Raw genomic sequence first — 23,070 nt, 5'->3', positions numbered from 1 at the left:
GTCGTGGCAAAGAACCCGTCAACTGGAGACTGTCGATGAAGATTCTGGTCGTTGAGGATCAGGACCGCCTGGGGCGATTTCTGCTTCAAGGGCTGTCCGAGTGTGCCTACACGGTAAGCTGGGTGCGCACCTGCACAGCGGCCTCCGATTCGCTGGTGGAGACCCACTACGACGTCATCGTGCTGGACCTCGGTCTGCCTGATGGCGATGGCCTGGATCTGTTGAAGCGCTGGCGCCAGAGTGGCTTCAAGGAGCCGGTACTGATCCTGAGCGCTCGGGACGGCGTGCAGGATCGCGTGAAGGGACTGGACCTGGGGGCGGACGACTATCTGCCCAAGCCATTCAGCCTTGAGGAGCTGCTGGCGCGCGTGCGCTCGCTGGTGCGCCGCCAATCCACTGTCAAGCAGGTGGTACTGGAGCACGCCGGCATCAAGCTCGACCTGCTCAGCCACACGGTGCAGGTCAACGGCGCGCCCGTGGACCTCACCAGCCGCGAGTACGCGCTGCTGGAAGTGTTCATGCAGAATCAGGGCCGCATCCTGCCGCGGACGCTGATCTCCGAGAAGATCTGGGCCTCCCATTTCGACGTGGACACCAACCTGCTCGACGTCTATATGAGTCGCCTGCGATCCAAGCTGGAGACGCAGGGCAAGCCGATCTTCAAGACTGTTCGCGGCGTGGGTTACCAGCTGATGTGATCGCGGCCACGATCAACCTGAATCGAAATTCAGTAGCGCGACAGGGCTTGTTCAGAAAGTCTTCATAAGCTGACCTCCAATGAGACGCGGCCCGCCACGAGGCTGCGCAAGCTGGAGACAACCACTTGGACAAGACTGCCCGCCATGCGGCGACGGGTGTGCTGATCGTGATCGTCAGCGCCGCAGCCTCCGCGACCACCGAGCCGCTACCGGCCTACGAGCCCGAGCAGGCAGTGGCCGGCACCATCCGCAACTTCGGCTTCGGTCTCGGCGGCGTGCTGAAAGCCTGGGAGGTCGGGTTCCAGACCTACCACCCGCAGATCCATTTCGACGATCACCTGCCCACCAGCGATGCGGCCATTCCGGCGCTCGTCACTGGCGTCACCGACCTGGCACCCGATGGAGGCGAAGCCACGCTGACCGAGAGCCTGTCCTTCTTCGAGGTCTACGGTTATCCGGTCACGGACATCACCGTCGCGTCGGGCGCCTTCGATGTCGAGGGCAAGTCCAACGGGCCGGTTGTCTTCGTACACAAGGACAACCCGCTTGCTTCGTTGAGCCTGAAGCAACTCGACGGCATCTTCGGCGCTGAGCGCACCGGCGGCATGCATGGCTTCCAGTGGACGCCGTCGCAAGGCCGTGACGCGGAGAAGAACATCCGCACCTGGGGCCAGCTCGGCCTCACCGGCGAGTGGGCCGACAAGCCCATCCAGACCTACGGCCACGCGCCGTCGGGCACCACGCGCTTCTTTCAGTGGAAGGTGCTGGGCAACGGCGACAAGTGGAACCCTAACTACCGCGAGTACGTCGAGTCCGGCAGCAAGATGATCGCCCCGGAGGACCGCGTGGAGCAGCGCCTGGGTCTGCAGTTCATGATGAAGGACGAGTTGGCGAACGACCGCTATGGCATCGCCTGGACCGTCATGCCGCAGGCCAGCGGCGTCGTTGGCATCAAGCCGATCGCGCTGTCGGACGGCGATGGTGGTCCGGCCGTCGTGCCGAGCCGGCAGAGCTTCGAGAACCGCAGCTACCCGCTGGTGCGCAGCATCTACATATTCCTGAACCGCAAGCCTGGCACCGCACTGGACCCGAAGCTGCGCGAATTCCTGCGCTACGTGCTGAGCCGCGAAGGCCAGCAGGCGGTGCTGCACAACGGCAGCTACCTGCCACTGCCCGCCGACGTCGCCGCGGCCCAGCGCAAGAAGCTCGATTGATAAACAGACATTCAGGTCCGGTTCAGGCGGGCTTCAGAGTGCCTCACTACTGTGAGGCCACTCGACAAAGGTTTCCAAGCAGTACAGCGAGTAGGTTCTACCCATCAAACATAAGGCCGGAGCGTGACTCCGTGCCGACCAGGAGACATCGTGAAACAGCCCTCGAAGAAGACTCTGTTGGCCTCACTGATCGCGTCGGGACTTGGTGTGGGCTTGCCCGCCATGGCTGCCGATGAGTCCGGTGCCACGCCGCCGGCGGCAGCGGCGCAACCCGCCGAGGGCTTGGAAAAGCAGGAGCGCATCGTCATCACTGGCTCGGCCGTGCCGACGACCCGCGACGCTGCGGCCGTGTCGGTCGCCGAGGTCGACCAGGAGAAGATCCAGAAGAGCGGCGCCAGCTCCGATATGCTGGACCTGTTGCGCAAGGCCGTACCGACCTTCCAGGGGCGCGGCAACACCGGCTCCACGAACGCGAACAACACCAACCAGAACACCGCTGGCGGCTCGCAAGTGCAGCTGAAGAACATGGACACGCTGGTGCTCGTGAACGGCAGGCGCGTGGCCATCAGCGGGATAGCCGCCATCGGCGGCAAGGCCTTCGTCAACGCGAGCCAGATCCCCACCTCGGCCATCGAGCGCATCGAAATCATCTCGGACGGCTCCTCCGCCATCTACGGCTCCGATGCCATCGGCGGCGTAGTCAACATCATCCTGAAGTCGAACTACAACGGCGTCGAGGCCGGCGCGCGCGTCGGCTCGGCCAACAACTACACCGAGCACTCCGCCTACTTCACGGCCGGTACGGCGGTCGACAAGTTCAGCCTGACCGTGTCGGGGAACTTCTCGCATACCGATCCGCTCTACCAGCGCGACCGCAGTTTCTCCAGCCCCATCACCGGCCGTGTATCCGTCGTGCCCGGCACCATTGGTGGCGGCTCGCCGGCCATCCTGGCGACAGCGCTCAACACGCCCAGCGCCAGCAATCCGACGGGGGCCAACGCCACCGCGCCCAATCTGGCCGCCCTGATTGCCAACGGCACCTACGTCGCGTCCACCAATCCGGCCATCGCCAGCAGCTACGACATCTCGCAGTTCCAGACGCTGGCGCTGAAGCAGGACCAGACGGCCTTTGCAGCGAATGCCAAGCTGGACCTGCTGGACAACCGTCGCCTCGTCGCCTTCAGCGACCTGCAGGTCGCCCAGAACAAGAGCTTCACGCAGTTCCTGCCGATCACGACGACGGTGAACGTGCCCCAGGGGGCGCCGTCCAACCCGCTGGCGAGCAATTTCGCCAGCGTGAACTTTGCGGACTGGAACGCTCCCAAGCAGTACCACAACGACCAGAAGTCACTGCGCCTGACGGCCGGCCTGCGCGGTGACCTGGGCGATGGATGGTCCTGGGAGTCCGCCTTCGTGCACAGCCGCAACACCTTGCAGCAACTGCAGGGCAATGTGCTCTTCAAGCCCAACATCGCACTGGCCATCGCCGGCGGTTACGACAGCAGCGGCAACGCCGTGGCAGGCGGCAACTACAGCCGCGTCTACAGTGGCTTCTCGACTTCCAAGCCCTTCGTCTTCCAGCCCGCACTTGACCCCTTCGCGCGCGCCGCGGCCCTGGCCCCGGCTTCGCTCGCCAATGTCTACGGCACCGAGGTCATCGACACGGCGAGCCAGCTCGACTCCTTCGATGCCTCTCTCACCGGCACGCTAGGTCGGTTGCCCGCGGGCAAGGTCGCCTTCGCGGTGGGCCTGGCCTCGCGCCGCGAAAAGCTGGAGGCGCACACCGATGAAAACGGCCACAACACCGGCCCAGGCGCGCAGCAATGGCTGGGCGGCACGTCGGCCGACGCCTTTGCCAAGAGCCGCACCGTCAACGCCGTGTTCGCCGAAGTGCGCGTGCCCATCACCAGCGCCAAGATGGCGGTGCCGGCGCTGAATGCGCTGGACCTCATCACCGCCGTGCGCGCCGAGAACTACAGCGACGCCGGCAAGTCCACGGTACCCAAGATCGGTTTTCGTTGGCAACCGGTCGGGCCGAGCCTGACCATCCGCGGCAGCTACTCGCGCTCGTTCACCGCACCGACGATGTATGCCGAGTACGGCCCCACCGGTACGCGCCTGGTGGGCAGCGGCGTCATCCAGACCGTTTTCGGCCTGGCCAATCCTGGCCTGCAGGGAGAGGATGGCAACAACCCCAATCTGCAGCCGAGCAAGGCCAAGACACAGTCGCTGAACTTCGTGTACCGCCCGGCGGACATCGACGGCCTGTCCCTGTCGCTCGAATACTCCGCTGTCGATCAGAAGGGTTTTCCCGGCGGCGTCGGCTTCACCAACATCCTGCAGAGCGTGGACCAGGCGGGTTCCGCGTCGCCCTTCGCGGGCAACCTGGCCAAGGGCAACTTCCCCGGCCTGCCCGGCGCCACGCCCTTCGCCAATCCCGGCGACTTGAGCGCCTACCTGAAGGCCGACCCCAACAACTCGCTGAACGTCTATGCCATCGATCGCTTCATGAATCTGGGCGGCGTCAAGGTCAAGGCATTCAATGCGTCCGCCGAGTACGAGATGGACCTGAATGAGTCGGGCGTGCTGACGATCGGCAGCGTCGGCACCATCTTCAAGTCGTACCAGTTCCAGGCCTTGCCCTATCAGAAGTACTACGAGTACGCCGGCTATGCCACCAACGGTGGCACGGGCGTGCAGGGCACGCTGCCCAAGTACCGCTTCTACACAACACTGGACTGGCAGATTGGCAATTGGAGCGCCACGCTCGGCAACACCTATGTGTCTGCGGTGACCGACATCGGCGCCGGTGGCATCGTCTACGAGACCAGCACCACGCTGAAGCCGAAACATGTGTCTGCCTACACGACCTGGGACCTGCGGCTGGGCTACAAGCACGAGGGACACGGCGGTTCGATGCTCAAGGGCTGGAACCTCGCGCTGGGCGTCAACAACATCGGCAACAGGATGCCGCCCGCCTCGCCGCAGGCCTTCACCGACAACCTTGCCGATGTGGCGACCTTCTCTCCCATCGGCCGATTGCTCTATGTGACGGGCAAGGCGAGTTTCTGAGGCAGCCGATGGCCACCCGTCACGATCCGCGAACGATCGCGCTGCACTGGGCGACGGCAGGCCTCGTCGTCCTGCTCTGGCTGAGCGCGCAGTTCATCGACTACTTCCCCAGAGGCCCGTCGCGCTGGAACGTGGTGGGCGCGCACATGGCGCTGGGCGTCCTGCTGCTGCTGCTGACCATTTGCCGCATCGGCTGGCGCCTGTCGGACCGCTCGTCCAGCCTGCCCCTGCCCGCAGGGCAGGGTAGGGCGGCCCGGCTCGTTCATGTCGCGCTGTACGCGTTGGTGTTGACCAGCCTCGCGCTGGGTCTGTGGAACGCCTGGACACGGGGCGAGCATGTCTTCAACCTGTTCCAGATCCCGGCCTTCGACGAGGGCAACAAGGCCTTGCGAAAGTGGGCTGGCAGCCAGCACAAGCTCCTTGTCAACGTGCTGCTGTTCGTGGCCGGAGCCCATGCGCTCGTCGGGCTTGCCCATCACTTCATCCGTCGCGATGGGGTCCTGCAAAGGATGCTGCCCGCGCGTTTCTCAATCTCGCGAAAGGCCAGGAAGCCATGAACATGCAACGCCTCTGGGCGCTATTCGTTGCCTTGCACATCGGTGTGGGCGCTGCCGTGGCCGCACCGGTCGACGCTGCCGCGGCGCGCGGCAAGCACGTGCTCTACGTCTACAACCGAACCAAGCTCGAGAACGCCAGGGCGGCCGTGCCGCCGCCGGCCGACCCGAAGCGCATCCCGACGCTCGAGAAATGGCGAAGCAATGATCGCAAGGCGATCGCCTATCTGGAGTCGCTGGGATTCGCGGTCAAGGAGAACAGCGAGAGTTCGCCGGAGTCCGACACGCAGGGCATGGACCTGATCGTGATTTCCGAGTCCGTCGATGCGTTGGACATCAGCACCAAATACCGCTTCACCCCGGTGCCGCTGCTGACCTTCGAGAACGACCTGCTGGGCGAACTGGGTATGACGGGGCTCAAGACCGGCCGCGACACGGGCACCGACGACAACCAGCGCTTCCTGTGGATGGTCAATGCACCGCATCCGCTGTCGGCTGGGCTGTCCGCCGGGCTGCAGAACGTCTTGCAGACCGAGGACCTGAAGATGAATTGGGGCAAGCCGGGCCTGGGTGCGATCACCATCGCCACCTTGCGCGGCGAACCCGACAAAGCGGCCATCTTCGCCTACGAGAAGGGCGCCACCATGAACGGGGAGGCCTTGGCGCCCGCGCGACGCGTCAGCTTCTTCCTTTGGCAGGATACCTTCGAGCAATTGCGTCCGGAAGGTCTGGCCTTGTTCCGCGCGGCCGTCCTGTGGGCCGTGACACCGCCGCAGTGATGACGGCGATGCTGACCCGCCGAGATCTCGTCGCCATCGCCGGGTTGATGCCGCTGGCGGCCCAGGCACAGGCCGCGCCTGTCGCGTTGCCAGGCTACGCGCCTGCTGCGACGGTCACCGGCCTGATCCGTACCTGGGGCCACGGCAGCCGCGACCGCGACATCCTCGGCGGCCTCGTGCGCGACTGGCAGGCGGCGTTCGCGCGCCGCCAGCCCGGCGTGCGGTTCGAGACCACGCTGCGAGGCGACGCCACCGCCATCGGCGGCCTCTACACCGGGGCGGCCGACCTGGCGTTGATGGAGCGCCCGCCACTGGCCATCGAGCTCGACGGCTACCAACCCATCTTCGGCCGCGACCCCTTCGAGGTGCAGGTGGCCACCGGCAGCCTCGACGTGACCGATCACGCCTTCGCGCCGGTGCTTCTCGTCCACCGCAGCAACCCGTTGCCGCGCCTCACCCTCGCCCAGCTCGACGCCCTTTTCGGTGCCGACCGCCGCCGTGGCGGAGCCGCATTGCGCACATGGGGCGACCTGGGTCTGACAGGCCCGTGGGCCGAGCAGGCGGTCCGCCTCTACAGCTTCGCCATCACCGACGACACCGCGCAGTTCTTCCAGCGTGCCGTCATGGCTGGCAGCCAGAAGTGGGCCTCGCCGCTGACCGAGTTCGATGGCGCCGACGCCGGCCGCCGGATCGCCGCGGCGCTCGCGCAAGACCGCTTCGGCCTCGCGCTGTGCGGCCTTCAGTTCAGTAACCCGCAGCTCAAGCCGCTCGCGCTGGCCGTGCAGGACGGCGGCCCGTTTGTGCTGCCCGCGCGCGAGACCGTTCGCAAGCGGCGCTACCCGCTGACCCGTGCCGTGTCCATCTTCCTGGATCGCCAGCCTGGTCAGCCCATGCCGCCGCACCTGAGGGAATACCTCGCCTACGTGCTCAGCCGCGAGGGCCAGCAAGCCGTCGAGCGCGATGGCCGCTACCTGCCGCTGACGCCTGAACTCGCGCGGCGGGAACGAGAGAAGCTGGCATGAGCGTGAACCGCCGTACAGCGCTGCAAACCCTGGCCCTTGCGTCGGCCTCCCTGATCGGCTTGCCGGCGCGTGCCGACGATGCCGACGCGCTGGCCGAGTTGACGCCCTACCGTCCCGCGCCCGAGCCGCTGCAAGGCGTCATCCGCGTCTGGGGCAATCCTTATATCCCTGGCTTGGTCAAGGCCTGGCAGGACGGCTTCCGGCAGCACCATCCGGGTGTGAGCTTCCAGACCACGCTGAAAGGCACCGAGGCCGCGATGGCCGGCCTGTACGGCGGTATCGCCGACGTCGTCTTCATCGGCCGCGAGCCCTACGCGCCGGAGGTCCAGGCCTTCGCCGAATGGTTCGGCTACCCGCCCACCGGCTTCAAGATCACGTCGGGCAGCTTCGCCACCCAGCACAAGACCTTTGCGCTGATGGTCTACGTGCACAAGGACAACCCGCTTGCGCAAATGAGCCTCGCGCAGCTCGACGCCATCTTCGGCGAGGAGCGCCGCCGCGGCGCGCGCGAGCCCATCCGTCGTTGGGGGCAACTCGGGCTCGGCGGCGACTGGGCCGATCGCCCCATCCATGTCTACGGCTACAACTTCGACACCGGCATGGCCGCGTTCTTCCGCCTGACCGTGCTGCGCGACAGCCACCGCTGGAACCCCGCGCTGAAGGACTACGACAACGGCCGCACGCCGACGGGCGGGGTCATCAACGCCGGTACCTACATCCTTGACGCCGTGGCCCGAGACCCTGCCGGCATCGGCTTCGCCAACGTGCTGTTCGAGAACACGGGCGTCAAGTCGCTCGCGCTGGCAGAGACCGATGCCGGCCCTTTCATCGCGCCCACCCGCGAGAATGCCTGGAGCCGCAGCTACCCGCTGACGCGCTACAGCACGATGTTCATCAACCGCGAGCCGGGCAGGCCGGTTGATCCCAAGATGCGGGAGTTCGTGCGCTACATCCTAAGCCGCGAGGGCATGGCCGCGGTGGTCGAGGACGCGGCCTTCCTGCCGCTGAATGCCGATGCGATACGTGCGGAGCTGAATCAGCTGGAGTGACGCGCACTCGACGATGATGAGCGCTGGCAGCGTGGCACACCTCGCCACTAGAACGCCCCTCCATGAGTTCCATCAGCACGAGGAAGGTCCTGATCGCAGTCGCCAAGGGCGTCGCCGCCTTGGTGGCCTTGCTGCTGCTGACCGTGCTGGCTCTGCTGGCTCTCGCCTGGGCAATGCATTCGCAAGCCGCGTCTTTGCTGGCGCCCAGCGGCACCCACGCAGTGGGCCGGTCACTGTTCCGGCTGAACGCGCCCGGGCAACGCGATCCCATGGCGCCCATGCAGGATGCACCAAGAGAGTTGATGGTGTGGGTCTGGTATCCCGCCGACGCAGCCGCCGCCGGGCAGCAGGCCGCGCCCTATCTGCCAGCAGCCTGGCGAGAAGCCATCGAGCAGCGCAACGGCTGGCTGGTTGGCCACGTGCTGAACCAGGATCTGGCGCAGGTGCACGCGCATGCCATCGAGAACGCCGCGATGGCTGCCGATCAGCGCGTCCATCCCGTCGTCGTGCTGCGGCCGGGCGGGGCCGCGTTGACGGCCGAGTACTCGACGCTCGCCGAGGACCTCGCCAGCCACGGCTACGTCGTGGTCGGCTTCGATGCGCCGTACCGCGCCCGGGTCGTCGTCATGCCCGATGGCCGCGTGCTGCGCCGCGCACCGCAAAACGACCTGGACCTTGTCACGGGCCAGGGCCTGGACGATCTGGCGACGCGCCTCGTGGAGGCCGGCGTGAATGACATCGCCTTCGTGCTGGATGAACTGGCGCGGCTGCCCGCGAACGAGCCTGGGCGGCCTTTCGCCGGTCATCTGGACCTGGGCCGTATCGCCGTGGTCGGGCATTCGCTGGGCGGCGCGACGGCGGCACAGTTCTGCCACGACGACGCACGCTGCAAGGCCGGCATCGACATCGATGGCGCCCTGTTCGGCGGCGTCGTCCATGACGGCCTGAAGCAGCCCTTCATGTTCCTGTTGAGCGACCACGGGCAACCCACCGACGCCTTTTCGCAACGTACGCAGCGCGATCTTCAGTCGGTCTACACCCGGCTGCCTGCGGCCTCGCGCCAATGGGTCAGCCTTCCGGGCGCCAACCATTTCGGGTTCTCGGATGTCAGCCGGACCAAGAGCCGCGTGCTGACCCGCGCGCTCGGGGTGCTGGGCCTGATGCCGCAGGCCGGCGATCTGCAGCTGGAGATGACCCGGCAGCAAGTGGAGAGCTTTCTGGACAGGAGTCTGTGATCGCGGATTCACCGGTCGCCACGGTCAGGGGCCCAGTTCAGCGACCTGCCCAGGCTTCCACTTGGCCAGCCGGTTCTGCAGCCGCGTGATGATTGCTCGGTCAACGAGCCGTTCGCCGCCAAGGGCCTGTTGCAAAGGAGCGGCACGGCGGTAGGCTTCACCAGGATCGGCTGACGCGGGCTGGTCGCGAATGCGGGCATGCGTGCGTTGGCGCTTGTGAATGCTGCCCAAACGCCCGAAGCCGTGCGGGCGCAGGACAAGGGGGCGACATGGCATCGAGAATCTGGATTCCCGGGGTCGAAGCGGATGGGGCACGCCGTCGAGTGATGCGCGGTGGCTTGGCCTTGGCGCTGGCAGCCATGAGCCGTGGCGCATGGCCGTTGTCGGTCAAGACGCGCGCCATCTTCGGTGACGATGGCTACCCGCCGGTTGTCTACCTCCAACAGGGGCGGCCTCAGGGTTTTCTCGTTGATGTGTTGCGACGGTCAGAGGCGCACCTTCATGATCGCTTCGACATCCAGCTGATGCCCTGGAAGCGGGCCTACGTGCTCGCCCTGCGTGGGCAGGGTGGGTTGATCGGCGTGTCGCGTAACCAGGAGCGCGAGACGCTGTTCGACTTTTCGCGGCCGGTCTACAACGACGACATCCGCGTGGTCGTCCTGAAGGGCAAGGCCTTCCCGTTTCGAGACCTGAAGGACCTGCAGGGGCGGCGTATCGGCGGTGTTAGCGGGGCCAGCTACGGCGAGCAGGTGGACGCGGCGATTCGGGACGGTGTGATCCTCGTGGACCGCGACATCGGACAGGTGAGCCGGCTGCGCAAGTTGCTGGCGGGGCACCTGGACGCCGCCTTCATCGGCAACGGCGAGCTCGGGTTGGGCTGGCTGATGTCCAGCAATGCCGAGTTGCGGCTCCATCGGGACGAATTCGAGCTGCTCCCCAAGCCGCTGACCAGCGATCCGCTGCACCTGGCGTTCCTGAAGTCCATGCAGGAGCGGGAGTTCCTGGACGCCTTTGACCGAGCCACCAAGGAACTGGGTTTACAGGTCTGACGACAAAACTGGGCCGCACCTGCGACTGGGTCGACCGTCCCAATCATGTCGAGGACGCGGCCTTCCTGCCGCCGAGCGCGGAAACGGTTCGGGCGGAGCTGAATCGGCTGGATTGGCGGCGAGGTCGCGGGGCGCGGGGATGCTTTGTCAGCCGCGCCGGACCCGTGCCGCCACAGCCCGCGAGAACGCTTCGGTGCTCGCCGAGCCGCCCAGGTCCGCGGTGCGCACGTTGTCGACGTTGAGCGTGGTGCCGATTGCACTGCGCAAGCGCGAGGCCAGGGGAGCGAGCCGCACGTGTTCGAGCATCATCGCGGCCGCCAGCATCAGGGCGACCGGATTCGCACGGCCCTGACCGGCGATGTCGGGGGCCGAGCCGTGCACGGCCTCGAAAATGGCCGCGTCGGCGCCGATGTTGGCGCCCGGTGCCATTCCCAGGCCGCCCACCAGTCCTGCGACCAGATCCGACAGGATGTCGCCGAACAGGTTCGTGGTCACCAGGACATCGAACTGGTGCGGATCGAGCACCAGCTTCATGGCGCAAGCGTCGACGATCACCGTATCCATCGCGATGCGCGTCCTGTAGCGCTCGTACATCTGCTCGGCCGTCTCCTTGAAGATGCCCGTGAGCGCCTTCATGATGTTGGCCTTGTGCACGATGGTGACCTTCTTGCGCCCCTGAGCGATGGCGTACTCGAAGGCATGCTCGAGGATGCGCCGGCAGCCCGCGCGCGTGTTGATCCCCGTGGCCATGGCCACGGCGTGCGGGTCGTCGTCGATCGGCACGTAATGTTCATGCCCGATATACAACCCTTCCAGGTTCTCGCGCACGACCATGAGATCGATGTTGTCGTATCGACCGCCAGGAATGAGGGTGCTTGCCGGCCGCAGATTGGCGTAGAGCTTGAACTCCTCACGCAACCGGACATTCGAGGAGCGGTAGCCCCCTCCCGAGGGTGTTTCCAACGGGCCTTTCAGCGCGAGACGTGTGCGGCGGATGCTTTCGATCGTGGCGGGCGGCAACGGATCTCCCGCAACCTGAATGCCGGCCAGCCCGGCGACCTGCCGGTCCCAGTCAAAGGGGGCACCCAGTGCGTCCAGTACCGTCAGCGTGCCGTCGACGATTTCAGGACCTATGCCATCGCCGGGAATCAGCGTGGCGGGAATGCGAGCAGTCATCGGGAGTCCTTGAAAAATGGGTGACGTTGGTGGGGGCATCGTTCGCGATGCGGTTTGCGGCGCGAGTCTCCGTACGCCGGAGGGCACCGGGATTGCGCCCTGAGCCGCGAATCAGCGTCGGAAGCCGCCGCGCGAGTCAATCACGCTGAGATCGGTGTACTGCAGGCCGGTGTGATCGATGGGGCTGTACCTGATCACCAACCCGCCGAGGTCGAAGCTGGACATGTCCTCCAGCGCCTGCCGCAAGCTCGCGCGGGTGGGGCGAGAGCCAGCGCGCTTCAAACCCTCGACCAAGACTCTGGCCCCGGCAAACCCCTCGACCATGGCGGGCGAAAGCTCGCCCAGCCCCTTGCGCCGCAGCAGGTCCATGGCCTCCTTGATCATGGGGATGGCCGAAGACCGCTCGCTGGGAAACACCTGGGTCACGATGACGCCGTGCGCGTTCGCCCCCAGCGCTGTGACGAAGCCGGACGACGCGTTGTTGGACAACGTCACGACGTAGGCCTTGGAACCCGTGGCGCGGAAAACCTCGACGAACTGAGCGACCGAGGCTCCCGCGCCGATCACCAGCACGGCCTGCGCATCGCCGTCAGCCACTTGCCTGGCGATGCCCGCGAACTCGGGCTTGGCCTTGTCGAACGCGCCCACCAGCAGTGGCTTGACGGCGATTCGGTGGAAGCCGCGTTCCGCACCCTGCATGGCGTCGTCGCCGAAGGAGTCCCGCGTCTTGAGAACGGCGATGCGCGAGACGCCCATGCTCGCCAGCTGATGGATCGCCTTCTCGGCTTCGTCCTGGTACGAGCTGCGCACGTTGAACACGTACGGCCTCGTCGGTTTGCGCAGCGTCATCGCTCCGGAGGACGGTGCCACCAGCGGCACGCCATGCTTCTCCAGCAACGGAAGAATGGCCTCGTTCTGGGGTGTGCCCCTCACCATGAACAGCGCGAGCACGTGGCGCTCCTCGATCAGCCGACGGGCGTTGGCTTGCGCCAGCCTGGTGTCGCCTTGATCGTCAAGCGTCACGACCTCGATCTTTTGACCATTGATACCGCCCTTGGCGTTGATGGCGTCAATCCACAACCGCTGGCCGTCCAGCGTCTCTTTCACGTTGGCGGCCGAAACGCCCGTGATGCCGGTGGTTTGCCCGATCACGATCTGGGCGGCTGCGCACGAGCACAGCATGCTCACCGCAAGTCCGGCGACGGCAGACCTCATGGCTTTGTCTCCTGAATTCTTGTTGTGTCGTCGGTGCAGCCGGGCCGCGGCGTCATGTCGGTTGTTTCAGGTGCCGAGGTACGACCGTTGCCCAGCATTCGGAACCACCTGGCCAGCGTTCTCTTGGGGGTTGGGGTCAGCTTTCAACCGTCGGTCACTGTAGGGTGCGCCACCTTTCAAGCCGCTTTAGGCGGCTGGGGAAAACCGGGCGGAATCATGCGTCGGGGGGCGTGGCATGGCGGCCCTGCATGCCGGCGGTCGCTACCGCCAGCCGGATCATTCCAGCTTGGCCAACTCGGCCGCCACCTCTGCTGCCGTCAACGGAAAGTAGCCCGAATACACCACCGGCTCCTGCCCCTGCCGGCTGAGAATGAAGCGCAGGAACTCCCTCACCGGCGGGGGCAGTGCCTGGCCTGGTTGGGGCTGCAGGCGGATGTACATGTAGCGGGTCAGTGGGTAACGCCCGTTGGCGGCCGTCTCGCCATTGAGCTGGACGGGCGGGCTGCCCTCACCGGGCGCGACGGCCAGCGCCTTGAGGCCAGGCGCACCATCTTCCAGGCCACCGAAGCCGATAGTGGCGGGATCTGCGGCAATCGCCTTGGCGGTGTCGGCGACCGACGCCTCGCGTGCCGCAGCATTCCACGCGCGTCCCTTCAGCACCATCATCTGCATGGACATCGCGTTGGGCGTGATGCGCGGGGGCATCGCGACGGTAATGGGGCGGTTCGCCCAGTCACCCGTGAGGCCGAGTTGTCCCCAGCGCGTGATCGTCGGCGCGGCGCCCAGCACCGCGGCAAGCTGTGGCAGCGTGATGCTCTGAAGCGGGTTGCCGGCGTTGACGAACACGGCCTGCGCGGTGGTGCGCTGCGGCGTGTTGAAGCCGCCGCGGGCGACTCGTATCTCCAACGGCTGCTGACAGCCCTGTTGGCTGGCGTACGCGGCGGCTTCGTCGGGCCAGAGCTCCCGACCCATGGGCGCCAGATCGGTCTCGTTGGCCATCAGTGCGTGAAAGCCGTTCAGCGTTCCCAGATGCTCCCAGCGCTGGCCACGCCGCACGCCCGGTTGCAGCGCGCGAAAATCGTTCATCCAGCGCTCCATCAGCGACTTCATGCCGTCGCTGCCCACGCTGCTTATCTCGCCCTGCACCGGGGCGCCGGCGACGTATATCGGCAGCGCCGGATCCAGCGGGGCGACGTAGCCGTCGACCTTGCTCAGCTCCCGGGACAGCTCGGCGCCGGTCAGCGGACGCAGGCCAGGCTGCTGCGCGACCAGCCTCTGCCCGGCTGGGCCGAGGGCGAATCCGACCCAGGTGCGCACCGCGGCGGACGGCGGTGTGTCCGGGCGCTTGTTGAAGGCCAGATACATGGGCTGCTCCCCGCGCATCGCAACGCGCACCAGCACGGGCGACTTCATCATGTCGCCGGCAAACTGATGGGCGTAGGGTGCCAACTCGGCGGGCAGCGGTGCGCGAGACAGCGGCGCCACGTCGGCCAGCTCGAACATCAGTGCGCCGATGGCCGCAACGTCGCCGCCGCGTGGCCAGCGCAGTGCGCCGGCCACGTCGGGCTGCTCCTGCGCCAGCGCCTGCTGCCAGGCCGCCATCAGTGGCAGCAGGCTCCGGTCGTTGGCGACGGCCTGAGCCGGCGTGCCGCCGGCCTGCCAGCCCAGCAGGAGCATCAGGGCTGCTGCGGTCCAACGCCTCATGGGTCCAGTTCCTCCAGTGCCACCGGGCTCGCCGCGACGCGGGCCTGCAACTCGTCGCGAAGCGCCACGGCCTGGGCCAGCAGGGCCTTGGTGTCAGAGGCGTAGCGGTAACCGACGTTCATCGTGCCGATGGCGGTGCCGCCGGCGTCGCGCAATGCCAGGTCGACGCCGAAACGCTTGCCGTTGGAATACACGCCGGTCATGGGCGCGGCGCTGTCCAGCACCTTCATGTCGTCGGCGTCGGCCTTCTTGCCGTGGCGGCCGAAGGTTGAGCCCAGCAGCACCAGTTCGCCGCTGGGTTTGACCTTGGCGCGTAGTGCCAGCACGGTGACCTCCGGATGGCGCAGCAACGCGTCGTCCACCAGCGTCTGGGCACGCGAGCGGGTCGTGGCGAGCGGGTCCAGCGGGTAGGCATCCATCAGGCAGGCCACGCTGAGGATGCGCCTTGCCAGCATGTCACGGATGACGCCGGCGCTGTGCTCGAACTCCGCATGGTTGCCACCCACCGGGTAGCGCCACACCAGGCCCAGCGAGCCGATGATGTCGCCGCCCACGTCGTGCAGCGCGAGGTGCACTTCGATGCGCTTGTTGCCGGTGTCCATCGTCACGCGGGTCTTGCCGGTGGCGATGACGTCCAGGTCGGCCGCTTCGCTCGGCTTGCCGATGCGGCCGATGCTCGACGCGATGACGACGTTGCCGCCGGCTTTGGGCGGCGTCACGTGCATGACGACGGCACGCAGGTCGGGATGCTGGGCGATGGTGCGGTCCACGAGTTCCTGGGCATAGATCTTGACGGGGATCTGGGGCGCCGACTGGGCTGCCGAGGCGAGCGGCGCCGCCAGCGCCAGCACGAGGACGGCACCGGAAAGGAAGGGTGTCATGGGTGTCTCCAAGCCACCACCGCCGCATCTCGCGGCCGGTGGCGGCAACGGTGGTCAGTTCGTGTCTTGCAGCGGCGCAGGGCGCCACTTGGCCAAGCGGTTCTCGACCAGCGTCATCAAATACTCCGCGGCCAGGGCCACGACCATGATGATGACGATGGCGGCATACATGCCCGCCGCGTCGAACGAGCCCTTGGCGATGTTGATCAGCAGGCCGATGCCGTAGCGCGCGCCGACGAACTCGCCCACGATGGCGCCGACGATGGCGAATCCGAAGCTCACGTGCAGCGACGCGAAGATCCAGCTCATCGCCGACGGGATGACGACCGAGCTCGTCAGCTGCCAGCCGCGTGCGCCCAGGATCTGCGCGTTGGCCAGCAGGTTGCGGTCGGCCTCGCGCACGCCCTGGAAGGCGTTGGAGAACACGACGAAGAACACCATCACGAACGATAGCGCCACCTTGGACGTGAGGCCCAGGCCGAAGATCATGATGAAGATCGGCGCCAGCACCACGCGGGGCACGGAGTTGATGACCTTGATGTAGACCGAAAACACGTCGGCCAGCATGCGGTTGCGGCCCAGCGCGATGCCGGCCACGATGCCCGCCACCGAGCCGGTGAAGAAGCCCAGCAGCGACTCCTCCATCGTGACCCACAGGTGGTACCAGAGCGAGCCTTCGGACGTGCCCTCGACGATCCAGGTCCAGAGGCGGTCGCAGATGTCGGAGGGCTTGGAGAAGAAGAACTCGTCCATCACCTTGGCGCGCACCAGCGCCTCCCAGCCGCCGAGGAAGACGATGAGGATCAGGTAGCGCCAGAAGAAGACGGTGCGCACTCGCTTCCTGGCGGCCTTGGCTGCGGCGGCTTCGATCTCGGCCGCTGAGGTGCCGACGGACGCCACGTGGACGGCCGGCGGTGAAAGGGTGGCATTGCTGTTCATGCGGCCACCTCCGCTGCACTGGTCACTCGGGCTTCGTCGCGGGACGCACCGCGCATCACTTCGCCACGCAGGTCGTCCCAGATCGTGCGCGAGATATCGATGAACTTCTGCTCGTAGCGGATCTCGCTGGCCACACGCGGGCGCGGGATGTCGATGGTGTAGACCGACTTCACCGTGGCCGGCCCGGCTGTCAGCACGTAGACCTTGTCGGCCAGCGCGATGGCTTCCTCCAGGTCGTGCGTGACAAACACGACCGAGGCCTTGGACTGCGACCACAGCCGCAGCAGCTCGTCGTGCATCATCACGCGGGTCTGCACGTCGAGCGCCGAGAAGGGCTCGTCCATCAGCAGGATCTGCGGGCCGTTGATGAAGGTCTGCGCCAGCGACACGCGCTTGCGCATGCCGCCCGACAGTTGATGCGGGTACTTGGTCTCGTGGCCCGACAGGTTGACGCGCGCCAGCCACTCGCGGGCGCTGGCGTAGGCCTCGTCCTTGGGCGTGCCGCGGAACAGCGGGCCGGCGACGACGTTGTCGATGACGCTGCGCCAGGGGAACAGCGCGTCGGTCTGGAACACGAAGCCGATGCGGTCGTCGATGCCCTGGACCGGGCCGCCGAACACGCGCACCTCGCCCGCCGACGGCGTGGCCAGGCCGGTGACGAGGTTCAGCGTCGTCGACTTGCCGCAGCCGGTGGGGCCGACGACGGCGACGAACTCGCCGCGCTCGACCGTCATCGTGAAGTCGCGGATGGCGGTCATGGACTTGCCATCGGGGGTCAGGAAGCGCCGGCTGACGTTGATCAGCTCGATCGCCGGACCCGTGTTGGGTGCGGTGTTTGCGGCCATGGTCACTTCACCTGCTTCACGAACTCGGTCGTGTAGGTCTTGTACAGGTCCACCTTCTTGCCCTGCACGTTCTTGGAGAACGCGGCCAGCACGGACAGCACGGTCTCGGGGCCGCCCTGCGGCATCACGCCGTCGGCCGTGAACATGCCCTTGCCGTCTGCCAGCGCCTTGACATAGCCCTCCTTGTCGCCGACGTAGAAGTCCTTGGGCATCTTGTCGGCGATCTCGGCAGCCGAGTGCGTGTTGATGTAGCGCAGCGTCTTCACGAAGGCGTTGGCCAGCTTCTGCACCGTGGGCTTGTTCTTCGCGATCCAGTCGTTGGGCATGTACAGCGCCGCGGCGGGGTAGGTGCCACCCAGCGCGGCCTGCGTGGTCTCGCGGGTGCGCAGGTCCACCAGCACGCGGGCCTGGCCGGTCTTGATCAGGCGCGAGATCGTCGGCTCGGTCGTCATGCCGGCCTGGATCTTGTCCTGCGTCATCGCGGCGATAAAGGTGGTGCCCGCGCCCACCGGCAGCGACGTGAACTGGCCCAGCGGCACGCCGGCCTTGACCATCAGGAACTGCGTCAGGAAGTTGGTCGACGAGCCCAGGCCGGTCACGCCGAGGTTCTTGCCCTTCAGGTCGACCATGCCCTTCACGTTGGGGTACTTGGTGGACACCAGCTCCACCTCGCCCGGCGCGTGGCTGAACTGCACGACGGACTCGATGTACTTGCCCTTGGTCTGCAGGTCCACGCAGTGGTCGTAGAAGCCCACCACGCCTTGCACGGCGCCGGCCAGCATCTCGTTCTCGGCGTCCACGCCGGCGCCTTCGTTCAGCAGCTCGACGTCCAATCCCTCGGCCTTGAAATAGCCCAACCCCTCGGCGAGCTTGGCGGGCAGGTAGATGATCTTTTCGTAGCCGCCGACGATCAGCTGGATCTTCTCGGCGGCCTTGGCGGCGGGGGCCACGCCGAGCGTGGCGGTGACGGCAGCCGCCAGCAGGAGCTTGTCTCGAATATTCATGGTTGTGGTCCTCGGAGGGCAGGGGAAACGTGATGACGCTCATCGGTCGCATCGGACCGTAGCGAAATCTTGATTTCCGACCCTGTCTCCAACGTGAACTCTTCCTGAACTTCCGTTCAGGCTGCCGCAGCTCAGGCGCGTTGCGTGGCCGGCAGTTCGATGACCACGCGCAGGCCGCGGCCCACGTCGCGGCTGGTGGCCCAGATGCGGCCCTTGTGCATCTTCACAATGCTGCGCGAGATGGGCAGGCCCAGGCCCGCGCCTCGCGTGTCGCCACCCGCGGCGTTGCCGAAGCGAACGAAGCGCTCGAACATGCGCTCGCACTGCTCGGTCGTCAGGCCCGGCCCCTCGTCGACGATGCTGATGCGCCAGCGGTCGTCGACCAGCGTCGAATCCATGCTGACGCCGCTGTCGAGCGGCGTCACCTTCAGCGCGTTGGTGAGCAGGTTTAGCAGCACCTGGCGGATGCGCTTGCCATCGATGCTGACGCTGCCTTCGCCCGTGTGCGTCCACACGAAGTGCTTGCCGTCGTACTCAGCCAGTGCGTTGGCGTCCTGCGCGAAGGCGCCCAGGAAGGCCGCGGGGCTCTGCTGCGCCAGCTCGATCAGCACGGCACCCGCGTCGGCGCGCGACAGGAAAAGCAGCTCGTCGATGATGTGATTGACGCGGCCGATCTCTTCCAGCTGCACCATCACCGAGTCGCGCTGGGCCTCGGTCAGCGTGTCGTCGCCCAGCAGCCGCTCGGCGTGCAGCTGCATCAGCGACAGTGGCGTCTTCAGCTCATGCGAGGCCTCGGCCGAGAAGCGTCGGATCTCGGAGAAGGCGTTCTCCAGGCGGTCGAACATCTGGTTCAGGAAGGCCGCGAGCTGCGACATCTCGTCCTTGACGTTGCCGACCGGGATGCGCTCGGTCAGGTTGTCGGAGCGGATGCGGTTGGCCGTTTCCTGGATGACGCGCACCGGCCGCAGGAACAGCTCGCTGAGGCCATAGCCGATCAGCAGCGCCAGCACCAGCGCGAGAAGCAGCAGGCCAAAGAACACCCTGCGGTAGCCGGCCATCAGGTCGCGCACCGGCGCCAGCGGCGTGGCGACCATCACGTCGAACGGCCGCAGCAGGAATTCGCCCACGCGCACCTCGCCGACGCCATCGACCGAGATCGAGTAGATGTTCTGCCCGACGATGTCCGGGATGGACTGGCCGTGCAGGTTGCTGGAGCGGAAGAAGCGGTTCGTCATCGGCCCGTGCATGTCCGTGTAGAACATGGACGACGCCGACTCGGTGGCCTCGCGGATGCGCTCGTCGATGACGGCGGGCGTGAGGCTTGCATAGTCCTGACCGAGCACGGCACGCAGGTGCTTGAACTGGTTCTCGTTGAGCTCGTCGAGCTGGCGCACGAGGTAACGTTCCAGCAGGTAGTGGCCGGCGATGAAGAGCGTGGCCAGCGTCGCGGTGAGCGTGATGGCGTACCAGAGCGTGATGCGCGAGCCGATCGACTTCATGGCCGCGGATGCTAGACCGTGAGGCACCTTTTGAGACCGGGTGTTTTGCAGGGGAGCTACCTGAACGACCTTTCAGAATCGAGACAGGAACCGTACAGGGTGCCTGCCTAAATTCCATCCTAGCCTCCAGCCTCATGGATGCCGCTTTCACCTCAACGGAGACAACATGAATCCCATCCTCAAGACGGCGCTCGCGGTAGCCGCCGCCAGTGTGCTGGCCCTGGGCACCGCCGCCAGCCGGGCCGCCGATGCACCCGCCAAGAACTGGACACCGCCGACCCACAAGACCTACGCCCAGAAGCTGTCCGACGACACCATGGCCGCTCATCCCGAACTGCTTAGCGTCACGTTGCACGGCGTGCCGCCGGGCATGAGCGAGGTCTATACGATGTTCGCCGGCTCCTTCCCCGAGCGCGTGGGCAACCCGGACGACCCGGACGACATCGACGTCATCAAGAAGGGCATCACCATCGTCGACCCGCGCTGGAAGCGTGTGAAGGACAACCCGAAGAAGATGGTGGTGCTCATGCCCATGCGCGATGCGAAGGGCGAGAACGTCGGGTTGGTCGTCTACGCGTTCAAGAACCCGCCGGCCGACCCGAACAGCAGCGCTGCCGAGATCGAGTGCCTGCAAAAGTCGACCGTGCTGCGCGACGATCTGGCCAAGAAGATCTTCAGCTACAACGCGCTCTTCGATGCCGCCAAATGATGGCGCGGCCCTACACGCAAGGCAAAGGACTGGTCATGTTCAAGCAGACCCTGGCCGCTGCGGCGGCCCTGCTGGTGCTCGGTGCCGCGGCACCCCTGGCGGCCGCGGCGGATGGCGCCGCGTTGCGGCTGCTGGGCCGCACCGAGATTCCGAACTACGACGGCGACTTCGACCACTTCGGCGCCGACATCAAGGGCAACCGGCTCTTCCTGGCTGGCGAGGACGGCGGCACGCTGGAGGTGTTCGACCTGAAGAGCGGCGCCCGCGTGAAGACCGTGCCCGGCATGGAAACGCCGCACGCGGTGCATTTCGACGCGAAGAAGAACCGCCTGATCGTCAGCAACAGCGGTGACGGCCTCAGCAAGGTGCTGGACGGCAAGACCTACGCGGTGCTGGACACGATCAAGATCGCACCCGGCGCCGATGTGATGAGCTACGACCCCTCGCTGAACCGGCTGTGGTTCGTGACCGGCGGCAAGAACGCGGTCACCAAGCTGCCGAGGACCATGGTCACGCAGGTGGACGCCGCCACCGGCAAGCCGGTCGGCGAAGTGGTGTTCGACACCGACTTCACCGAAGGCATCGTGGCCGAGCAGAAGGGCTCGCGCGCCTTCGTCAACGTGGCCGGCAAGAGCGAGATCGCGGTGCTGGACAAGAAGAGCGGCCAGCAGCTGGCGTTGTGGCCGGTCAAGGAAGGCGAGAACAACTCGCAGATCGATCTCGACGAAGCAAACAAGCGCCTTTTCATCATCACGCGCAAGCCGTTCAAGCTGGTGGTCATCAACACCGACACGGGTGCCTCGGTGGCCAGCTTCGACGCGCCGGGGCGCACCAACGGCATGATGTTCGACGCGGCCAACCGCCGCATCTACGCGGCTGGCGACGACTATGTCGGCGTGTTCCGCCAGGTGGACGCCGACCACTACGAGGAGCTGGCGCGCGTGCCGTCCGAAAAGGGCGCCAAGACGGCCTTCCTTGTGCCCGAGCTGAAGCGCCTGTACGTGGCCGTGGGTGGCTCGGACAAGACCAAGGCCGGGTTGCTGCGCTACGAAGTGCTGCCGGCCGGCGGCAAGTAAGCAACACGGCGGCAACGCACGCGGCGCATGGTTCCACCCGTGCGCCGCGCTCAGCCGCGCCTGCCACGCCGCCCGCACGGCGATCTCCAGAAGCAAGGAATCTTTATGCGTTCTTCTCGACCCCGCGGCCGGCTGCGAAGCCTGCTCGTGTTGGGCGGCCTGTTGGCCGCGACCGGTGCCGCACTGGCCCAGGGCGGCCCGCCCATGGTCACCGATGACCCCGATACGCCTGGCGCCGGCAAGTGGGAAATCAACCTCGGCGCCATCGCGTCGCGCACGCGCGGGCGCCGCGTGCTCGCCGCGCCCGATGCCGACATCAACTACGGCTGGGGCGAGCGCATCCAGCTGAAGGCGGACGTGCCCTGGGTCACCGCGCGCGACGACGGCCAGGGTTCAAAGGCTGGCCTCGGTGCCGGCAATTTCGGCGTCAAGTGGCGCTTCGTCGACGAGGACGACGCCGGCTACGCGCTGTCCACCTACCCGCAATACACGCGCAGCCTGCTCTCGTCTTCCACGCGACGCGGGCTGGCCAGCGCGGGGCATGAGTTCTTCCTGCCGGTCGAGTTGTCGACGGACGTGGCCGGCGTGGGGGTGGTGGCTGAGGTGGGACGCAACTTCGTGTCGGGCGGCGGGGCCAACCAGTGGGTGGCGGGCGTCGTGCTGGCGCATGGCTGCGGCGAGGGCGTGGAGTGCCTGGCCGAAGTCCATCGCACGCAGTCCACCGGCGAGCACCAGACGCTGCTGAACTTCGGCCTGCACTGGAAGCTGCAGGAGTCGCTGACACTGCTGGCCGCGGCCGGCCGCGAGTTCGGCACCAGCACCGACGAGCGGCGCCAGTCCATGGTCTACCTGGGGCTGCAGTTCACGCGCTGAGCGCGCGGGCCGAGCCCCGTCCGGTGTGCGGGCTCAGCCCTTGGGCTGCAGTGAGTCGAAGGTCGCGAGCAGCTCGGCCACGGCCTTCTGGCAGTCGGCGGCGCTGGGCTTGTCGGCACGCAGCGCCGCCAGTGCACGGTCGATGGCCTTGTCGAGCACATGCCAGTCGGCCGCGGCGCGGGGCTTCAGGCCAGCCTCGGCCTTGTCCCAGGCCAGCTCCAGGTCCTTGATGCGCGCCTTGCCCTTGGCAAGATCGCCCGACTGGACGATGGTGCTGACGTCGGCCGCAATGCTGCGGAATGGCGTGAGGTCGCCGAGCTTGCTGGCTGTTGCGGCGGCAGTGGCTGCCTTGGCCATGCCCGCATGGCCGGCACCGAGGGCCAGCAGGAAGACGCTGGAAGCGACGACGAGGGCGCGCGAGACGGGACGGAGGACGGGACGGAAGACTTGCATGAGAATATTCCTTGTCGGGTTGAA

The 23,070-nt window shown here is 66.6% G+C and carries 21 protein-coding genes; 12 read left to right on the top strand and 9 right to left on the bottom strand.

Translation table 11 applies throughout. From position 1 onward, the window contains the following. The first annotated feature begins 35 nt into the window (after positions 1-35). The 9 genes from ACG04R_RS25270 to ACG04R_RS25230 all read left to right on the top strand — a co-directional run bounded on the left by ACG04R_RS25270 (position 36) and on the right by ACG04R_RS25230 (position 10,672). Positions 36-698 (top strand): response regulator transcription factor, encoded by a 663-nt coding sequence (locus ACG04R_RS25270; protein WP_394416688.1) that lies wholly within the window; start codon positions 36-38, stop codon positions 696-698. A 125-nt stretch (positions 699-823) separates the two neighbouring features. Next, complete coding sequence (locus ACG04R_RS25265) at positions 824-1,912, top strand: PstS family phosphate ABC transporter substrate-binding protein (RefSeq protein ID WP_394416686.1); 1,089 nt, start codon at positions 824-826, stop codon at positions 1,910-1,912. A gap of 150 nt (positions 1,913-2,062) precedes the next feature. After that, a complete protein-coding gene (locus ACG04R_RS25260) occupies positions 2,063-4,984 on the top strand; it encodes a TonB-dependent receptor plug domain-containing protein (protein ID WP_394416684.1) in 2,922 nt (973 codons plus the stop codon). Between the two features lie 8 nt (positions 4,985-4,992). Next, complete coding sequence (locus tag ACG04R_RS25255) at positions 4,993-5,541, top strand: cytochrome b (protein WP_394416682.1); 549 nt, start codon at positions 4,993-4,995, stop codon at positions 5,539-5,541. Next, positions 5,538-6,317, top strand: a complete 780-nt coding sequence (locus ACG04R_RS25250; RefSeq protein WP_394416680.1) for a hypothetical protein — start codon at positions 5,538-5,540, stop codon at positions 6,315-6,317. The genes ACG04R_RS25255 and ACG04R_RS25250 overlap by 4 nt, the downstream gene beginning before the upstream one ends. An 8-nt stretch (positions 6,318-6,325) precedes the next feature. Continuing rightward, on the top strand, positions 6,326-7,339 hold the full coding sequence (locus tag ACG04R_RS25245; protein ID WP_394416678.1) for a PstS family phosphate ABC transporter substrate-binding protein: 1,014 nt from the start codon (positions 6,326-6,328) through the stop codon (positions 7,337-7,339). Beyond that, positions 7,336-8,388, top strand: a complete 1,053-nt coding sequence (locus ACG04R_RS25240; RefSeq protein WP_394416677.1) for a PstS family phosphate ABC transporter substrate-binding protein — start codon at positions 7,336-7,338, stop codon at positions 8,386-8,388. The genes ACG04R_RS25245 and ACG04R_RS25240 overlap by 4 nt, the downstream gene beginning before the upstream one ends. 128 nt (positions 8,389-8,516) lie before the next feature. Further along, complete coding sequence (locus ACG04R_RS25235) at positions 8,517-9,623, top strand: alpha/beta hydrolase family protein (RefSeq protein WP_394416675.1); 1,107 nt, start codon at positions 8,517-8,519, stop codon at positions 9,621-9,623. A 269-nt stretch (positions 9,624-9,892) separates the two neighbouring features. Then, complete coding sequence (locus ACG04R_RS25230) at positions 9,893-10,672, top strand: substrate-binding periplasmic protein (RefSeq protein ID WP_394416673.1); 780 nt, start codon at positions 9,893-9,895, stop codon at positions 10,670-10,672. Between the two features lie 147 nt (positions 10,673-10,819). Here the strand turns inward: ACG04R_RS25230 and ACG04R_RS25225 are convergent, their stop codons facing one another. The 8 genes from ACG04R_RS25225 to ACG04R_RS25190 form a co-directional block, all read right to left on the bottom strand. After that, on the bottom strand, positions 10,820-11,848 hold the full coding sequence (locus ACG04R_RS25225; protein WP_394416671.1) for an isocitrate/isopropylmalate dehydrogenase family protein: 1,029 nt from the start codon (positions 11,846-11,848) through the stop codon (positions 10,820-10,822). Positions 11,849-11,959: 111 nt separating this feature from the next. Continuing rightward, positions 11,960-13,063: an ABC transporter substrate-binding protein gene (locus ACG04R_RS25220; RefSeq protein ID WP_394416669.1), complete on the bottom strand. Its 1,104-nt coding sequence runs from the start codon at positions 13,061-13,063 to the stop codon at positions 11,960-11,962. Positions 13,064-13,339: 276 nt separating this feature from the next. Then, positions 13,340-14,767: a PstS family phosphate ABC transporter substrate-binding protein gene (locus ACG04R_RS25215; RefSeq protein WP_394416667.1), complete on the bottom strand. Its 1,428-nt coding sequence runs from the start codon at positions 14,765-14,767 to the stop codon at positions 13,340-13,342. After that, positions 14,764-15,648 carry a hypothetical protein gene (locus ACG04R_RS25210; RefSeq protein WP_394416665.1) on the bottom strand — a complete coding sequence of 295 codons (885 nt, stop codon included), beginning with the start codon at positions 15,646-15,648 and terminating at the stop codon, positions 14,764-14,766. The genes ACG04R_RS25215 and ACG04R_RS25210 overlap by 4 nt, the downstream gene beginning before the upstream one ends. Positions 15,649-15,702: 54 nt before the next feature. Next, the gene (locus tag ACG04R_RS25205) at positions 15,703-16,587 is read right to left on the bottom strand and encodes an ABC transporter permease (RefSeq protein ID WP_394416663.1); all 885 of its coding nucleotides are present in this window, start codon (positions 16,585-16,587) and stop codon (positions 15,703-15,705) included. Beyond that, entirely contained in the window at positions 16,584-17,432 is an 849-nt protein-coding gene (locus ACG04R_RS25200) for an ABC transporter ATP-binding protein (RefSeq protein WP_394416661.1), read from the bottom strand. Before ACG04R_RS25200 ends, ACG04R_RS25205 begins: the two co-directional genes overlap by 4 nt. Positions 17,433-17,434: 2 nt before the next feature. Further along, positions 17,435-18,436: an ABC transporter substrate-binding protein gene (locus tag ACG04R_RS25195; protein ID WP_394416659.1), complete on the bottom strand. Its 1,002-nt coding sequence runs from the start codon at positions 18,434-18,436 to the stop codon at positions 17,435-17,437. Positions 18,437-18,567: 131 nt separating this feature from the next. Next, entirely contained in the window at positions 18,568-19,935 is a 1,368-nt protein-coding gene (locus ACG04R_RS25190) for a sensor histidine kinase (RefSeq protein WP_394416657.1), read from the bottom strand. A 166-nt stretch (positions 19,936-20,101) separates the two neighbouring features. On the opposite strand from ACG04R_RS25190, the gene ACG04R_RS25185 reads away from it, so the two are divergent. The 3 genes from ACG04R_RS25185 to ACG04R_RS25175 all read left to right on the top strand — a co-directional run bounded on the left by ACG04R_RS25185 (position 20,102) and on the right by ACG04R_RS25175 (position 22,593). Continuing rightward, positions 20,102-20,644, top strand: coding sequence for a hypothetical protein (locus tag ACG04R_RS25185; protein WP_394416655.1), 543 nt, complete (start codon positions 20,102-20,104; stop codon positions 20,642-20,644). A gap of 35 nt (positions 20,645-20,679) precedes the next feature. Next, the gene (locus ACG04R_RS25180; RefSeq protein WP_394416653.1) at positions 20,680-21,720 is read left to right on the top strand and encodes a YncE family protein; all 1,041 of its coding nucleotides are present in this window, start codon (positions 20,680-20,682) and stop codon (positions 21,718-21,720) included. Between the two features lie 105 nt (positions 21,721-21,825). Further along, positions 21,826-22,593, top strand: coding sequence for a hypothetical protein (locus ACG04R_RS25175; protein WP_394416651.1), 768 nt, complete (start codon positions 21,826-21,828; stop codon positions 22,591-22,593). A 33-nt stretch (positions 22,594-22,626) separates the two neighbouring features. Here the strand turns inward: ACG04R_RS25175 and ACG04R_RS25170 are convergent, their stop codons facing one another. Continuing rightward, complete coding sequence (locus ACG04R_RS25170; RefSeq protein WP_394416649.1) at positions 22,627-23,046, bottom strand: histidine kinase; 420 nt, start codon at positions 23,044-23,046, stop codon at positions 22,627-22,629. Positions 23,047-23,070: the final 24 nt, after the last annotated feature.

This window comes from Pelomonas candidula (assembly GCF_043555985.1).
GTDB classification, from domain to species: Bacteria; Pseudomonadota; Gammaproteobacteria; order Burkholderiales; family Burkholderiaceae_C; genus Pelomonas; species Pelomonas candidula.
Note: the sequence above shows the minus strand (reverse complement) of the source record. Positions and strands in the feature narration are given on the sequence as shown.

Excerpts from the sequence above, each read along its gene's own strand:
- ACG04R_RS25270 (WP_394416688.1), top strand. The coding sequence starts at position 36 with ATGAAGATTCTGGTCGTTGAGGATCAGGACCGCCTGGGGCGATTTCTG.
- ACG04R_RS25255 (WP_394416682.1), top strand. The coding sequence starts at position 4,993 with ATGGCCACCCGTCACGATCCGCGAACGATCGCGCTGCACTGGGCGACG.
- ACG04R_RS25250 (WP_394416680.1), top strand. The coding sequence starts at position 5,538 with ATGAACATGCAACGCCTCTGGGCGCTATTCGTTGCCTTGCACATCGGT.
- ACG04R_RS25245 (WP_394416678.1), top strand. The coding sequence starts at position 6,326 with ATGCTGACCCGCCGAGATCTCGTCGCCATCGCCGGGTTGATGCCGCTG.
- ACG04R_RS25240 (WP_394416677.1), top strand. The coding sequence starts at position 7,336 with ATGAGCGTGAACCGCCGTACAGCGCTGCAAACCCTGGCCCTTGCGTCG.
- ACG04R_RS25230 (WP_394416673.1), top strand. The coding sequence starts at position 9,893 with ATGGCATCGAGAATCTGGATTCCCGGGGTCGAAGCGGATGGGGCACGC.
- ACG04R_RS25225 (WP_394416671.1), bottom strand. The coding sequence starts at position 11,848 with ATGACTGCTCGCATTCCCGCCACGCTGATTCCCGGCGATGGCATAGGT.
- ACG04R_RS25220 (WP_394416669.1), bottom strand. The coding sequence starts at position 13,063 with ATGAGGTCTGCCGTCGCCGGACTTGCGGTGAGCATGCTGTGCTCGTGC.
- ACG04R_RS25215 (WP_394416667.1), bottom strand. The coding sequence starts at position 14,767 with ATGAGGCGTTGGACCGCAGCAGCCCTGATGCTCCTGCTGGGCTGGCAG.
- ACG04R_RS25210 (WP_394416665.1), bottom strand. The coding sequence starts at position 15,648 with ATGACACCCTTCCTTTCCGGTGCCGTCCTCGTGCTGGCGCTGGCGGCG.
- ACG04R_RS25205 (WP_394416663.1), bottom strand. The coding sequence starts at position 16,587 with ATGAACAGCAATGCCACCCTTTCACCGCCGGCCGTCCACGTGGCGTCC.
- ACG04R_RS25200 (WP_394416661.1), bottom strand. The coding sequence starts at position 17,432 with ATGGCCGCAAACACCGCACCCAACACGGGTCCGGCGATCGAGCTGATC.
- ACG04R_RS25195 (WP_394416659.1), bottom strand. The coding sequence starts at position 18,436 with ATGAATATTCGAGACAAGCTCCTGCTGGCGGCTGCCGTCACCGCCACG.
- ACG04R_RS25190 (WP_394416657.1), bottom strand. The coding sequence starts at position 19,935 with ATGAAGTCGATCGGCTCGCGCATCACGCTCTGGTACGCCATCACGCTC.
- ACG04R_RS25185 (WP_394416655.1), top strand. The coding sequence starts at position 20,102 with ATGAATCCCATCCTCAAGACGGCGCTCGCGGTAGCCGCCGCCAGTGTG.
- ACG04R_RS25180 (WP_394416653.1), top strand. The coding sequence starts at position 20,680 with ATGTTCAAGCAGACCCTGGCCGCTGCGGCGGCCCTGCTGGTGCTCGGT.
- ACG04R_RS25175 (WP_394416651.1), top strand. The coding sequence starts at position 21,826 with ATGCGTTCTTCTCGACCCCGCGGCCGGCTGCGAAGCCTGCTCGTGTTG.
- ACG04R_RS25170 (WP_394416649.1), bottom strand. The coding sequence starts at position 23,046 with ATGCAAGTCTTCCGTCCCGTCCTCCGTCCCGTCTCGCGCGCCCTCGTC.